This is a genomic window from Pseudomonas sp. P5_A12 (genome assembly GCF_056400685.1).
On sequence record NZ_JBFUKU010000159.1, the window covers coordinates 1 to 13,025 of the forward strand.

General features: G+C 59.0%; 16 protein-coding genes and 2 pseudogenes. 10 read left to right on the forward strand and 8 right to left on the reverse strand.

Annotated elements, in window-relative coordinates; all coding sequences use genetic code 11:
• Window positions 1-149 precede the first annotated feature (149 nt).
• Both AC1DSG_RS19650 and AC1DSG_RS19655 read right to left on the reverse strand, forming a co-directional pair.
• Window positions 150-503: a hypothetical protein gene (locus tag AC1DSG_RS19650; protein ID WP_477792374.1), complete on the reverse strand. Its 354-nt coding sequence runs from the start codon at window positions 501-503 to the stop codon at window positions 150-152.
• Window positions 504-662: 159 nt separating this feature from the next.
• The gene (locus tag AC1DSG_RS19655) at window positions 663-1,226 is read right to left on the reverse strand and encodes a helix-turn-helix domain-containing protein (protein WP_477792375.1); all 564 of its coding nucleotides are present in this window, start codon (window positions 1,224-1,226) and stop codon (window positions 663-665) included.
• Between AC1DSG_RS19655 and AC1DSG_RS19660 the strand changes: the two are divergent.
• The 7 genes and pseudogenes from AC1DSG_RS19660 to AC1DSG_RS19690 all read left to right on the forward strand — a co-directional run bounded on the left by AC1DSG_RS19660 (window position 1,221) and on the right by AC1DSG_RS19690 (window position 8,501).
• A pseudogene (locus tag AC1DSG_RS19660) lies at window positions 1,221-2,244 on the forward strand (DMT family transporter). The gene AC1DSG_RS19655 and the pseudogene AC1DSG_RS19660 overlap by 6 nt on opposite strands.
• Window positions 2,245-2,437: 193 nt before the next feature.
• Entirely contained in the window at window positions 2,438-5,356 is a 2,919-nt protein-coding gene (locus AC1DSG_RS19665) for a monovalent cation/H+ antiporter subunit A (protein ID WP_477792376.1), read from the forward strand.
• Window positions 5,356-5,700, forward strand: a complete 345-nt coding sequence (locus AC1DSG_RS19670; protein WP_007944721.1) for a Na+/H+ antiporter subunit C — start codon at window positions 5,356-5,358, stop codon at window positions 5,698-5,700. Before AC1DSG_RS19665 ends, AC1DSG_RS19670 begins: the two co-directional genes overlap by 1 nt.
• Window positions 5,697-7,382 (forward strand): monovalent cation/H+ antiporter subunit D, encoded by a 1,686-nt coding sequence (locus tag AC1DSG_RS19675; RefSeq protein ID WP_477792377.1) that lies wholly within the window; start codon window positions 5,697-5,699, stop codon window positions 7,380-7,382. The genes AC1DSG_RS19670 and AC1DSG_RS19675 overlap by 4 nt, the downstream gene beginning before the upstream one ends.
• Entirely contained in the window at window positions 7,379-7,867 is a 489-nt protein-coding gene (locus AC1DSG_RS19680; RefSeq protein ID WP_477792378.1) for a Na+/H+ antiporter subunit E, read from the forward strand. The genes AC1DSG_RS19675 and AC1DSG_RS19680 overlap by 4 nt, the downstream gene beginning before the upstream one ends.
• Window positions 7,864-8,142, forward strand: a complete 279-nt coding sequence (locus tag AC1DSG_RS19685) for a K+/H+ antiporter subunit F (RefSeq protein ID WP_477792379.1) — start codon at window positions 7,864-7,866, stop codon at window positions 8,140-8,142. The genes AC1DSG_RS19680 and AC1DSG_RS19685 overlap by 4 nt, the downstream gene beginning before the upstream one ends.
• Window positions 8,139-8,501 (forward strand): Na+/H+ antiporter subunit G, encoded by a 363-nt coding sequence (locus tag AC1DSG_RS19690; protein WP_477792380.1) that lies wholly within the window; start codon window positions 8,139-8,141, stop codon window positions 8,499-8,501. The genes AC1DSG_RS19685 and AC1DSG_RS19690 overlap by 4 nt, the downstream gene beginning before the upstream one ends.
• 58 nt (window positions 8,502-8,559) lie before the next feature.
• On the opposite strand, the gene AC1DSG_RS19695 is transcribed toward AC1DSG_RS19690, so the two are convergent.
• The 4 genes from AC1DSG_RS19695 to AC1DSG_RS19710 all read right to left on the reverse strand — a co-directional run bounded on the left by AC1DSG_RS19695 (window position 8,560) and on the right by AC1DSG_RS19710 (window position 10,888).
• Window positions 8,560-8,997 carry a DUF3995 domain-containing protein gene (locus tag AC1DSG_RS19695; RefSeq protein ID WP_477792381.1) on the reverse strand — a complete coding sequence of 146 codons (438 nt, stop codon included), beginning with the start codon at window positions 8,995-8,997 and terminating at the stop codon, window positions 8,560-8,562.
• 84 nt (window positions 8,998-9,081) lie between these two features.
• Window positions 9,082-10,098 carry an ABC transporter substrate-binding protein gene (locus AC1DSG_RS19700; protein WP_477792382.1) on the reverse strand — a complete coding sequence of 339 codons (1,017 nt, stop codon included), beginning with the start codon at window positions 10,096-10,098 and terminating at the stop codon, window positions 9,082-9,084.
• Between the two features lie 116 nt (window positions 10,099-10,214).
• The gene (locus tag AC1DSG_RS19705; protein WP_477792383.1) at window positions 10,215-10,418 is read right to left on the reverse strand and encodes a hypothetical protein; all 204 of its coding nucleotides are present in this window, start codon (window positions 10,416-10,418) and stop codon (window positions 10,215-10,217) included.
• On the reverse strand, window positions 10,418-10,888 hold the full coding sequence (locus AC1DSG_RS19710) for a hypothetical protein (RefSeq protein ID WP_477792384.1): 471 nt from the start codon (window positions 10,886-10,888) through the stop codon (window positions 10,418-10,420). Before AC1DSG_RS19710 ends, AC1DSG_RS19705 begins: the two co-directional genes overlap by 1 nt.
• A gap of 408 nt (window positions 10,889-11,296) precedes the next feature.
• Between AC1DSG_RS19710 and AC1DSG_RS19715 the strand changes: the two genes are divergently transcribed.
• The 3 genes from AC1DSG_RS19715 (at window position 11,297) to AC1DSG_RS19725 (ending at window position 12,303) form a co-directional block, all read left to right on the forward strand.
• Complete coding sequence (locus tag AC1DSG_RS19715) at window positions 11,297-11,545, forward strand: hypothetical protein (RefSeq protein WP_477792385.1); 249 nt, start codon at window positions 11,297-11,299, stop codon at window positions 11,543-11,545.
• Between the two features lie 157 nt (window positions 11,546-11,702).
• Window positions 11,703-11,933, forward strand: a complete 231-nt coding sequence (locus AC1DSG_RS19720; protein WP_477792388.1) for a hypothetical protein — start codon at window positions 11,703-11,705, stop codon at window positions 11,931-11,933.
• 130 nt (window positions 11,934-12,063) lie between these two features.
• Window positions 12,064-12,303: a DUF2789 domain-containing protein gene (locus AC1DSG_RS19725; RefSeq protein ID WP_477792386.1), complete on the forward strand. Its 240-nt coding sequence runs from the start codon at window positions 12,064-12,066 to the stop codon at window positions 12,301-12,303.
• Between the two features lie 9 nt (window positions 12,304-12,312).
• Here AC1DSG_RS19725 and AC1DSG_RS19730 read toward each other — a convergent pair whose 3' ends face one another.
• Together AC1DSG_RS19730 and AC1DSG_RS19735 are read right to left on the reverse strand one after the other, a co-directional pair.
• Window positions 12,313-12,516 (reverse strand): hypothetical protein, encoded by a 204-nt coding sequence (locus AC1DSG_RS19730; protein WP_477792387.1) that lies wholly within the window; start codon window positions 12,514-12,516, stop codon window positions 12,313-12,315.
• A gap of 120 nt (window positions 12,517-12,636) precedes the next feature.
• Window positions 12,637-12,937: pseudogene (locus AC1DSG_RS19735) on the reverse strand (methyl-accepting chemotaxis protein); the annotation flags it as partial.
• Between the last annotated feature and the right edge of the window lie 88 nt (window positions 12,938-13,025).

Below are 13,025 nucleotides of genomic sequence, written 5' to 3' on the forward strand. Positions count from 1 at the left end.
TTCCATGGCAACAAATTGTTTATCCACTGTTGACATTCGGACAGGAGAGTTTAGCCAACTCGGGGCCCGAAAAACCGGTCCGGGGGAACCAATCGTGAATCGAAACCTGCCAGACCGGTGAACCGTACAGCCAATTTCTGAGAGAAGGATCAGTCTTTCAGTTCATAAACCGAGGTGGGCGACTGACCTATCACCACCGGACCTCGCAACAATATATAACTTGCGAGTGCCAAATCGCCTTGAGAAAACGAACGGTACTGCACTTTGAAATCCAATGGTTTACCTAAATTAACCTCGTTGAATACGATATCCGATGACCATACCCCAAATGCCTCAAGTCGGACGCTGAGCATGTCTCCGACCATTGCCTGCGAAATGACCTGCACCCGGAAGGTGCCTCCATTTTCTACATCCTTTCTATAAATAACCGACTCTTGCGCCTCAACGATGCTGGGCGCCAATAAGTCCGGGGTGTTGGTGTTCTCTTTAAGTTTATAAGTCATCTCTCAACTCTCCTGAGTACGAGCGGCCTGAGTCATTGCTGTCAGCAACAATCACCATGAGTGCCCCCATGGCGCGTTTGGATTTGGCGCTCTCAGACAATCCTTGTCTACTGTCAGAAATAACAGGTATTGGCGGTTCTGGACAAACGGGGCAACCGCTCAAATCACCACATTTCGCACAAACCGCGCGGCCACTGGCCCGTCGTTGCGATAGCAATGCGGCTGGTTGCTGGCAAACATGAAGAACTCACCGGCAGTAATGTGCTGCGGCGTGTCGCCCAGCATCAGGGTCAGGCAACCTTCGAACACATAAATCTGCTCACTCCATCCTTCGGCATCCGGCTGCGAGGGATAAACCTCACCCGGTTGCAGGCACCATTCCCATTGTTCCACTTCGCGAGTAGCCGTGGCCTTGGACAGTAAAACGGCTTTGCTGCCGGGGATTAATCCGGCCCAGGCCACTTCGTTGATACGGCTGGGGTCGCGGGCCTCCGGTGCCTGGATCAAATCGCTGAACGCCACGTCCAGCGCTTGAGCCACGCGGTCAAGGGTAGTCAGGCTGACGTTATTCTCGCCGGCCTCGATGGCCACCAGCATCCGACGGCTGACTCCGGACTTCTCGGCGAGCGCGGTCTGGCTCATGTCGGCGGCGTGGCGCAATCGCCGAACATTCTGGCTGACGTGCTGAAGGACCGAAGCGCGTTGCGGAAATTCTTTGTGCACTATATTGCTCACTCGGTGGGGTTGGGCAGTATACTGCGCAACATTCGACGCATTGTGCGTCCCCCCCTAGGTAGTGTGCAAGTTCATGACGTCGGCGAACTCTTCCCCCCGTTTCTCACGGTTCAGCAAAGCCGAGTGCGTGCTGGTGTTGATCACCATGGTCTGGGGCGGCACCTTTTTGTTGGTGCARCACGCGATGACCGTCAGCGGCCCGATGTTTTTCGTCGGCCTGCGCTTCGCCGCTGCCGCGAGCCTCGTCGCCTTGTTCTCCTGGCGCCACCTGCGGCAACTGACCCTGTTCGAACTCAAGGCCGGGGCCTTTATCGGTGTGGCGATCATGCTCGGTTATGGCTTGCAGACCGTGGGTTTGCAGAGCATTCCCAGCAGCCAGTCGGCGTTTATTACCGCGTTGTACGTACCCTTCGTGCCGTTGCTGCAATGGCTGGTGCTGGGACGGCGCCCGGGGTTGATGCCGAGCATCGGGATCATGCTGGCGTTCACCGGGTTGATGTTGCTGTCGGGGCCTTCCGGCGCTTCGTTCAATTTCAGCCCCGGTGAAATCGCCACACTGATCAGCGCCATCGCGATTGCCGCGGAGATCATTCTGATCAGCACCTATGCCGGCCAGGTCGATGTGCGTCGAGTGACGGTGGTGCAATTGGCTACCACGTCAGTGCTGGCGTTTTTGATGGTGGTGCCGACCCAGGAACGCATCCCGGACTTTTCCTGGCTGCTGTTGTGCAGCGCGTTGGGCCTGGGCGCGGCGAGTGCGGCGATTCAGGTGGCGATGAACTGGGCGCAGAAAAGTGTTTCACCGACGCGAGCGACCTTGATCTATGCCGGAGARCCGGTCTGGGCCGGAATTGTCGGGCGGATTGCCGGGGAGCGGCTGCCGGCGATTGCACTGCTGGGCGCGGGGTTGATTGTGGCGGCGGTGATTGTGAGTGAGTTGAAGACCAAGGGTAAGAGTGTGGCGGCGGAGGAAGAGTCAGAGCCAGAAACAACGGTTGAACCTTGATAAGTTAGTTGCCGGATAGATCGCCTTCGCGAGCCTGCTCGCGATGGGGCCAGACCAGCTGAACACAGGCCTTCGAAACAATGTGAATCAGCCTTTTACCGTCTACCGTGAAGGACTCTGCGACAGCATGGCGTTTGGCGATCTGGGGAGTGGCACGTATGATGCTTCACAAACTTCCGCAGATTAGAAGCCTATGTCCCTGATAGTTCTACTGCTTCTGCCTTTTATCGGCAGCTGTCTGGCAGCCGTTCTGCCACACAACGCACGCAATACTGCCTCCCTGCTGGCGGGCCTGATCGCATTGGTCGGCACGGTCCACGTCGCACTTCTGTATCCGCAAATCGCCCATGGCGGCGTGATCCGCGAAGAATTTTTCTGGCTGCCAAGCCTCGGTCTGAACTTTATCTTGCGCCTGGACGGGTTCGCCTGGCTGTTCTCAATGTTGGTGCTGGGCATCGGCACGTTGGTCTCGCTGTACGCACGCTACTACATGTCGCCGGACGATCCGGTGCCGCGGTTTTTTGCGTTTTTCCTGGCGTTCATGGGCGCCATGCTCGGGCTGGTGATGTCCGGCAACTTGATCCAGATCGTGTTTTTCTGGGAGCTGACCAGTCTCTTTTCGTTTCTGCTGATTGGTTACTGGCACCACCGCGCCGACGCACGACGCGGCGCCTATATGGCGCTGATGGTCACCGGGGCGGGCGGCTTGTGCCTGTTGGCGGGGGTCATGCTCTTGGGCCATGTGGTCGGCAGCTATGACCTGGACAAGGTCCTGGCCGCTGGCGATCTGATTCGCGCACATGCCCTCTACCCGATTCTGTTACCCCTGATCCTGATCGGCGCCTTGAGCAAAAGTGCGCAGTTCCCTTTCCACTTCTGGTTGCCCCACGCGATGGCGGCGCCAACACCGGTTTCGGCCTATCTGCACTCGGCGACCATGGTCAAGGCCGGGGTGTTTCTGCTGGCGCGGCTTTGGCCTTCGCTGTCCGGTAGTGAAGAATGGTTCTACATCGTCAGCGGCGCCGGCGCCTGCACCCTGTTGCTGGGTGCTTACTGCGCGATGTTCCAGAACGACCTCAAAGGATTGCTGGCCTACTCGACCATCAGCCACCTGGGCCTGATCACCCTGCTGCTGGGCTTGAACAGTCCACTGGCGGCTGTGGCCGCGGTGTTCCACATTCTCAACCACGCGACCTTCAAGGCCTCCCTGTTCATGGCCGCCGGGATTATCGACCACGAAAGCGGCACCCGCGACATTCGCAAACTCAGCGGACTGATCAAGCTGATTCCGTTCACCGCTACCCTGGCCATGGTCGCCAGCGCCTCGATGGCCGGCGTGCCGCTGCTCAACGGTTTTCTCTCAAAAGAAATGTTCTTTGCCGAAACCGTGTTCATCAATGCCACGGCCTGGGTCGAGTGGAGCCTGCCGATAGTCGCAACTATCGCCGGGACTTTCAGCGTCGCCTACTCGTTGCGCTTCACCGTCGATGTGTTCTTCGGCCCGACCGCCACCGACCTCCCGCACACCCCGCACGAACCACCCCGCTGGATGCGTGCGCCGGTGGAATTGCTGGTGTTTACCTGCCTGATTGTGGGGATTTTTCCGGCGCAAGTAGTCGGCTCCATACTGGCCGCCGCGGCCTTGCCGGTGGTGGGCGGCACCCTGCCGGAATACAGCCTGGCGATCTGGCATGGCTTGAACGCGCCGATGATCATGAGCTTGATCGCCATGTCTGGCGGCATCGTGCTCTATCTGCTGTTGCGCAATCAGCTCAAGCGCGGGCGCTTCAAGTATCCGCCGGTTATTGGCCGGCTCAGCGGCAAGCGCCTGTTCGAGCGCAGCCTGGTGGTCATGATGCGCCTGGCCCGTCGCCTGGTGCGACGGATGAGCACCCATCGTCTGCAAACCCAATTGTTCCTGATGGTCCTTGTCGCCGTATTGGCCGGGTTGATCCCGATGCTCCACAGCAGCCTGAGCTGGGGCGACCGGCCTAAAATCCCCGGTTCGATCGTGTTCGTGACCCTGTGGTTGCTGGCGATTGTCTGTGCCCTCGGCGCGGCGTGGCAGGCCAAGTATCACCGGCTCGCGGCCCTGACCATGGTCAGCGTCTGCGGCCTGATGACGTGCGTGACCTTCGTCTGGTTTTCCGCGCCCGACCTGGCACTGACGCAACTGGCGGTCGAAGTGGTGACCACGGTGCTGATCCTGCTGGGCCTGCGCTGGCTGCCACGGCGGATCGAAGAGGTGTCGCCACTGCCGAGCAGCCTGCGCAAGGCACGCATCCGGCGTATCCGCGACTTGCTGCTGTCGACCGTGGTCGGTGGCGGCATGGCCCTGCTGGCCTACGCGATGCTGACACGCCAGAYGCCCAACGACATTTCCTCGTTCTACCTCAGTCGTGCCCTGCCCGAAGGCGGCGGCAGCAATGTGGTCAACGTGATGCTGGTGGACTTCCGCGGCTTCGATACCCTCGGTGAAATTACCGTGTTGGTGGCCGTGGCCCTGACCGTGTTCGCCCTGCTGCGACGCTTCCGCCCTCCGAAAGAAAGCCTGCAACTGCCGGCCCAGCAACGGCTGTTGGCACCGGACGTGGTCACTGACCTGGTCAACCCGCGCCACGCCAGCGACACCGCGTTGGGTTTCATGATGGTCCCGGCGGTGCTGGTGCGCCTGCTGTTGCCGATTGCCCTGGTGGTGTCGTTGTACTTGTTCATGCGCGGGCACAATCAACCGGGCGGCGGTTTTGTCGCCGGGCTGGTGATGTCAGTGGCGTTCATCCTGCAATACATGGTTGCCGGCACACAGTGGGTCGAGGCGCAAATGAGCCTGCGACCGCTGCGCTGGATGGGCACCGGGTTGTTGTTCGCCACGGTCACCGGGCTCGGGGCCATGGCGGTCGGTTATCCGTTCCTGACCACCCACACCTGGCATTTCGCACTGCCAGTGCTGGGTGACATTCACATTGCCAGCGCACTGTTTTTCGACATCGGCGTGTATGCCGTGGTGGTCGGTTCGACGCTGTTGATCCTCACCGCCCTCGCCCACCAATCGGTTCGCGGCCACAAAACCGCAGCCCAGCCCAAACCCGTCGCCACGCAAGGAGCCGTCTGATGGAAGAAGTCATCGCAATCGCCATCGGAGTGCTCGCGGCATCCGGCGTCTGGCTGATCCTGCGGCCACGGACCTTTCAGGTGGTGATGGGCCTGTGCCTGCTGTCCTACGGCGTCAACCTGTTCATTTTCAGCATGGGCAGCCTGTTCATCGGCCGGGAGCCGATCATCAAGGACGGCGTGCCGCAGGATTTGTTGCACTACACCGATCCATTGCCGCAGGCACTGGTGCTGACCGCCATTGTCATCAGCTTCGCCATGACCGCCTTGTTTCTGGTGGTGCTGCTCGCCTCCCGGGGCTTGACCGGGACCGACCATGTCGATGGCCGGGAGCCTAAAGAATGAATGCGATGTCGCACCTGATCGCCGCACCGATTCTGCTACCGCTGCTGACCGCCGCCATCATGTTGATGCTCGGCGAGAAACACCGTCCGCTGAAGGCCAAAATCAACCTGTTCTCCAGCCTGCTCGGCCTGGGGATTTCCGTGTTGCTGCTGCAATGGACACAAACCACCGACGTCCCTGGCTCCATCGGCGTGTACCTGCCGGGCAACTGGCAGGTGCCGTTCGGCCTGGTGCTGGTGGTCGATCGCCTGTCGGCCTTGATGCTGGTGTTGACCGGAATCATCGGCGTCAGCGCCTTGCTGTTCGCCATGGCCCGCTGGGACGGCGCCGGCTCCAGTTTCCACGCGCTGTTCCAGATTCAACTGATGGGGCTATACGGCGCGTTCCTGACCGCCGACCTGTTCAACCTGTTCGTGTTTTTCGAAGTGCTGCTGGCAGCGTCCTACGGTTTGATGCTGCACGGTTCGGGCCGGCCGCGTGTGTCAGCGGGGCTGCATTACATCTCGATCAACCTGTTGGCATCGTCGCTGTTCCTGATTGGTGCGGCGCTGATTTACGGGGTCACTGGCACCCTGAGCATGGCCGATCTGGCGCTGAAAATCCCGCTGGTGCCCGAAGCCGATCGCGGCTTGCTGCATGCCGGCGCGGGGATTCTCGCGGTGGCGTTTCTGGCCAAGGCCGGGATGTGGCCGCTGAACTTCTGGCTAGTGCCGGCCTACTCTTCGGCCAGCGCACCGGTGGCGGCCATGTTCGCGATCATGACCAAGGTGGGCGTCTACACCTTGCTGCGCTTGTGGACGCTGCTGTTCTCCGGCCAGGCCGGGGCATCCGCCTACTTTGGCGGCGACTGGCTGATCTACGGCGGCATGGCGACGATCGTCTGCGCGGCAGTGGCGATTCTGGCGGCCCAACGCCTGGAGCGCATGGCCAGCCTGAGCATTCTGGTGTCGGCCGGGATTCTGTTGTCAGCCATCGGCTTCGCCCAGCCGAACCTGATCGCGGCGGCGCTGTTCTATCTGGTCAGCTCGACCCTGGCGTTAAGCGCGCTGTTTCTGCTGGCCGAGTTGATCGAGCGTTCCCGTTCGGTCAATGAAGCGCCGCTGTTCGATGACGCCGACCTGATTGCACGACCGGTGCAATCCACACAACCGCCCAAAGGCATCAACCTCGACGACGATCTGAAAGCCGTGGTCGGCCAGGTGATTCCCTGGACCATGGCCTTCCTCGGCTTGAGCTTCATTGCCTGCGCGTTGCTGATCATCGGCATGCCGCCGCTCTCCGGCTTCATCGGCAAACTCAGCCTGCTCAGCGCCCTCCTCAACCCGCTGGGTCTGGGCAATGGTGTAGGCGAACCGGTGTCGAACGCGGCGTGGGGATTGCTGGCGCTGTTGATTCTGTCGGGGCTCGCCTCGCTGATCGCGTTCTCGCGCCTGGGTATCCAGCGTTTCTGGACTCCACAAGAACGTCCATCGCCATTGCTGCGCCGTTTTGAGTGCGTGCCGATCATCGTTCTGCTCGGGCTGAGCATTGCGCTGACGTTCAAGGCCGAACCACTACTGCGCTACACCCAGGCCGCCGCCGATACTTTGAACAACCCGCAGCAATACGTAATGGCCGTGCTCGGCACGCGGGCTGTGCCAAGTCCGGAAGCCAAAGCCGCAATGGCGGAGGAGCAACCATGAAACGCCTGTTTCCTTCTCCCTGGTTGTCGCTGGCGCTCTGGCTATTGTGGCTGGTGCTGAACCAGTCGATGAGCCCGGGCAACCTGTTGCTCGGCGCCCTCTTGGGCTTCTGCGCACCGCTGATGATGCGCCGGTTGCGACCGCTGCCGATTCGTATTCGTCGCCCCGGGGTGATCCTGAGTTTGCTCCTGGTGGTCGGTCGCGACGTAGTGGTGTCCAACCTCGCCGTGGCCTGGGCCGTGCTGAACGCCGGTCGCCGACAGCCGCGCTCGCGCTTCATCAAAGTGCCGCTGGACCTGCGCGATGCCAACGGCCTCGCCGCGCTGTCGGCGATCTGCACTGTGGTCCCTGGCACCGTCTGGTCGGAGCTGGCGCTGGACCGCAGTATCCTGTTGCTGCACGTGTTCGATCTGGATGACGAAGCGCTGTTCATCCAGCACTTCAAGGCGACCTATGAACGCCCATTGATGGAGATCTTCGAATGAGCGCATTGCTGTCGAACGCGATCCTGTTGAGCCTGTTCCTGTTTTCCGTGGCGATGATCCTGACGCTGATCCGTCTGTTCAGAGGGCCATCGGCCCAGGATCGGGTACTGGCGCTGGATTACCTGTACATCATCGCGATGCTGATGATGCTGACGCTGGGCATTCGCTATGCCAGTGACACCTATTTCGAGGCGGCGCTGTTGATCGCCCTGTTCGGCTTCGTCGGCTCGTTTGCCCTGGCGAAATTCCTGCTGCGTGGCGAGGTGATCGAATGAATGGCGAACTGTCGCTGTGGGTTGAGATTCCAGTGGCGATTCTGCTGCTGCTCAGCAGTCTGTTTGCGCTGATCGGCGCCATTGGCCTGGTGCGGCTGAAGGATTACTTCCAGCGCATGCACCCRCCGGCGCTGGCCTCGACATTGGGCGCGTGGTGTGTGGCACTGGCGTCGATCATTTACTTTTCGGCGCTCAAGTCGGGGCTGGTGCTGCATGCCTGGCTGATTCCGATACTGCTGGCGATTACCGTGCCGGTGACCACCTTGCTGCTGGCTCGGGCGGCGCTGTTCCGCAAGCGCATGGCCGGGGATGATGTGCCGGCTGAGGTGAGCAGTCGACGAACGGAGAGTGGGAGTTAAGCCCGGAGTTTTTTATTGACTGGACTGGCCTGCTCGCGAAAGCGATTTCAGCACCAACTCAAATCCAGGCAACTGCCAACAAGCCGGCCCCCAACACCACACACAACGGTGAATACACCCAGGTGTCGAGCCGGGCAAACGTCGAATCCTTGACCTCTTTGAAGAACCCCACCAGATCCGAATCGCCTATCGCCCGGGCGAACATCAGTATCGCAATGGCGCTGATCACCCATTGCAGCCACCCGTCATGCACAGCAGGCAAACACAGACCGACACGCAGGCACACCAGCATGGCGATCAACAGCAGCCCCAAAGCCACCAGCAACGTCACCCAGCCCGACGGTTTGAAAGCTGGCCTTGATTGCGCGCCGCCCTCCCCGGGCACTCTTGGTACTGCCGCCTCGCTGCCCCACTTGCCACCCGATGCCCAATACACGTGGACCAGGCTAATAATCAAAAAGATTGAAGCCATCCATTGCGCGACCATCAGACTCATATTCGGGCATCCATCCAGTGGGAGCGAATGTGCTCCGGGCGGTGATAGCGATACTCGGAAAAATACAATCGTGTGAGCTACGGCTTACTTCAGTGCGGCGGAGACCTTGTCTGCAACCTCCTTTGGCACCCACGCCTGCCAGATCTTCGGGTGCGCCTTCATGAACGCTTGCGCCGCCTGGCGTGGCGGGGTGTGTTTTTCGCTCATCTCGGCCAGGGACTTGTTCAGTGGGTCGATCGGCAACTCGACCTTGCTGAAAAACCCGGCGATTTGCGGGTACTGTTTCTGAAACGGCGCAGACACACCGATGGAAAGCTTCGAGGGCAATGAACGTGTCGGCTTGGGATTGGGATTGTCGGCGTCGGTCAGGGTTTTCCATGCTTCAGCGTCGAAGGGCGGCTCCTCCAGCTGAATCAGCTTGAAGCGCCCGAGCAAGGGTGTCGGAGACCAGTAATAGAAAAGAACCGGTTTACCCCGATGGATCGACGACGTGATTTCTGCGTCCAGTGCTGCCCCCGAACCGCTGCGAAAATTCACATAACTGTCGTTCAGGCCATAAGCGGTGAGCTTCTGCTTGTTGACCACTTCCGACGTCCAGCCGATAGGGCTGTTGAGGAAGCGCCCCTTGCCAGGGGATTCCGGGTCGGCGAACACGTCTTTGTATTTGGGCAAGTCGCTGACGCTGCGCAGCCCCGGCGCCAACGGCTTGATACCTTTGGCCGGGTCACCCTTGATCACATATTCCGGAACCCACCAGCCCTCGGTCGCGCCCTTGACCGTATCCCCCAGGCTCGCGACCTTGCCTTCGGCCTCTGCCTTGACCCAGACCGGACTGCGACCGGCCCATTCTTCTCCAATGACCTGAATGTCATTGTTGGCCAATGCGGTTTCCAGGGTAATCGTAGTGCCTGGCAGAGTATCAGTCGGTAGCCCGTAACCCTCCTCGACGATGACCCGCAACATCTCCGTGATCAGACTGCCGCTTTCCCAATTCAGGTCGGCGAAGTGGATCGGTGCCTGGGCCGCGAAAACCGGAACAGGCGAGGTCAACACACCGAAACTGAGCAGTGATGCCGCCAGTATCCGTCGAAATCCTTTCATGCTTTTGCACCTCGTGCTGGCACAGCAATAGCAAGATGGCCTGATAAAAGACGGCAAGCCTCAAAATATTCAGTCAATTGACTGTAGTAGAGGATCCTGATTTCGAGGGGCGGGAATTAATTTTCGCCAGTGTCCTGCAAGCGTGAGAGTTCTCTTCTGACCATGCTGGCATACGCCGCCGGGCGTAGCGTATAGATCTGTGACGCCACCCAATTCAGCCAGGCTCCCTGCAGAACAGCCTTCTGCTCGAACAGCCGCCGGGCTTCAGTGTGTGCACTGGCTTGGTTCTGTTCGTGGAAATCGGCGCGGGTCAGGGTCATTACTCGCTGGCCTTGAAAGTCACCAGTTCGCCCTTGCGCCATTTGGCGGCCTTGGCGGTAACGGCTTTCAGGGTTTTGGTCAGGCCTTCCTGCAACTGTTGGTGGGCGGCGAACACCGTCACCACGCTATGGCCTTCCTTGAACACAATCGCCTGACCATCAGCGGTGGTGACAAACGCGTAATCGCCCAACCCGTACACGGTCAGTTTGATTTCGCGGAMTTTGATGTCCAGCTTGCCACCTTCGCGACTCGGCAGAACAGAGGCGCTGAAATGATCGCCGACCTTGAGTTTCAGCCCCGGCTTGTCGTCCACCACCAGCGCTTCTTCAGTGTCGATCTCGGCAATATAAATGCCTTCGGCGCTCTGTTCGGTGATGTAGACGAAACGAGATTGAAACTGTTTAACCAACTTTGCGCGCAGATCACCCAGCACGAACAAAGCATGCATATCGAGATTACTTACTGCCAAGGAAACATCCCCACATCTGAAATTGATACCGCACGCAGGAAAAGCGCACAGCAGAAAAAAGCGGCCTAACCGATGGTCTTGCAAAAAATCCGGGTTGAAATCCTGATCCGCGCAGAGGGCTCATGCATCGCGAGGTCCGTGAGCGTACTGGAATATCACTCGCGCCGTCTTCCCTCAACGTCGTCAGAGGTTGAAGGAAAATACCCTTCTTCTGCCAGAGGAAACAGGATGACTAACTTTAAGGAAAAAACGCTTCAAGAAAAGCACTTTTCTGACATCTCGCCCGCAAAAAATTGCTTTAGATGTACGTCACTGCCAACCCGTGATGACAATTCTAGAGCAGCGAAGCTGACAGAGACTACCCATAACGACGTACATACGTCGGTAAAACAATGAAAAGGACTTCATATGTGCACAATGACTCACTTTACAACCGCCCAGGCACCTTACACGCAACCCCCCTCGTCACTGCCTCAGGGGTTGTTCGACCAACCTCGACTTCCCCCCGAAGACCTTTCCTGGCCAAGGTTTCAGGTGGTTTTGGCCGGTAACGCGTTCTTCCATATCAAGGAAACCGCCACAGGACGCGTCAGAGGCTTCCGTGGTGACCACAATCAAGCGTGTGCGCTTGCCCGCTCTCTTGAGTCACGCGAATGAAGCGCCGCCGAGCTCAATCCAATGGGCGTTTCGTCGTACCGTCGACTTAACTCAGCCGTCGGCGGGCAACTACTGCCATACTGCCCGCCCCACGAAAACCGTTCCCACGTCGAACGGCGCTCAAAACAACAAAATATTTCCAAGGGAAGGCTGCTACGTGACGGAATTTGATATTGGCGAATTTATGATCCGGGGCGAAGCCAGAGAGATCGATGGCGAATTCCAGGCAGTGATTGTCATGCGCGCCAAACCGAAATTGACCACGGTGACGTATCACCAGGTCGAGAAGGATCGCTGGTTCAAAACGGCAGATGTTGCCGCCATTGCCGCTCAGGCATCGGCCGAAGCCCTGAAGGCCGCAGTCGATGCAGGCGCATTGAAAGCCTGATCATCGAATTTGCCGTCTATGCTCACTCCTGCTTTCGAACATCCATCGAACTCCTGAAGCGCGGCCTCCTCAGATGCAATGACGCCGCCCTTCAGATCTCGCATTCGACGCGAACCACCAGGAGATGATCATGGATTCACCCACACACGACTTGAAAGGCTTGTTCGACCAACTGGGCCTGGACTCCAGCCAGAAGGCCATCGATGACTTCATTGCCAGCCATTCTCCCTTGGCCGACGACAAGAAACTGATCGATGCCGAGTTCTGGAGTCCGCAGCAGGCCGGTTTCCTGAAAGAACAGTTACGTGAAGACGCCGATTGGGCACGAGTGGTCGACGACCTGAACCTGCGCCTGCACCAGGTCCACTAGCCTACACACTCAATGCAGGCTGTCTGGTGAATCGGCGTTCAAATGCTCCAACCAGGCGGCCCTGCAGGCTTCAGCCTCATTGCGACTGGCAAACGCCGTCCCATGGCGCTCGCCGTTGAGCAGTACAACCCAACAGACGCTCTKCCCCATCGCGCGCAAACTGGCGGGCACACCACTGCCAATCATCACCGCGACATTAACTTTGCTTTGCATGTTGGCCTCTCGAATTTCATTAGCAACCTAACCATATAGGTATCTTAATGAGTTCATCCGCGAGGAAACAGCAACGAGGCTGCACAGCTTCCTTGCCAGAATCGTAACAATGGCCCGCCTCTAGCGAGGACTCTGTGGCTTGTAACCCAACCGCAAACCACCCCAATGCCGTCCCTTGAGGATGATCGGCACCGAGAGGTCTTGCATCACGTTCGCCTGTGTCGCGGGTGTATGTCTGCAACAACACGGGTTGTTGATGGCTGCCACAGCGAATACCCGTGCGGTCAGCGAATTTACGTTTGGTGCGGTTTTGCAGTGTATCAACCTGCGTATCGCCGGTTAGCGGCAGGCTAAAGGCCTTGTTATGGGTTGGCACATAGCCCTGTTGTGTGCAGGCGATGGAAAACACCAAGCCTTCATGGGGTTTAGCTGATCAAAAGAGGTGTGCGAGGTTTTTTATAGGCGAAAAAAAGCATCGCGGGCCAGCCTTGCTCCTGTTGGAGTGAGGC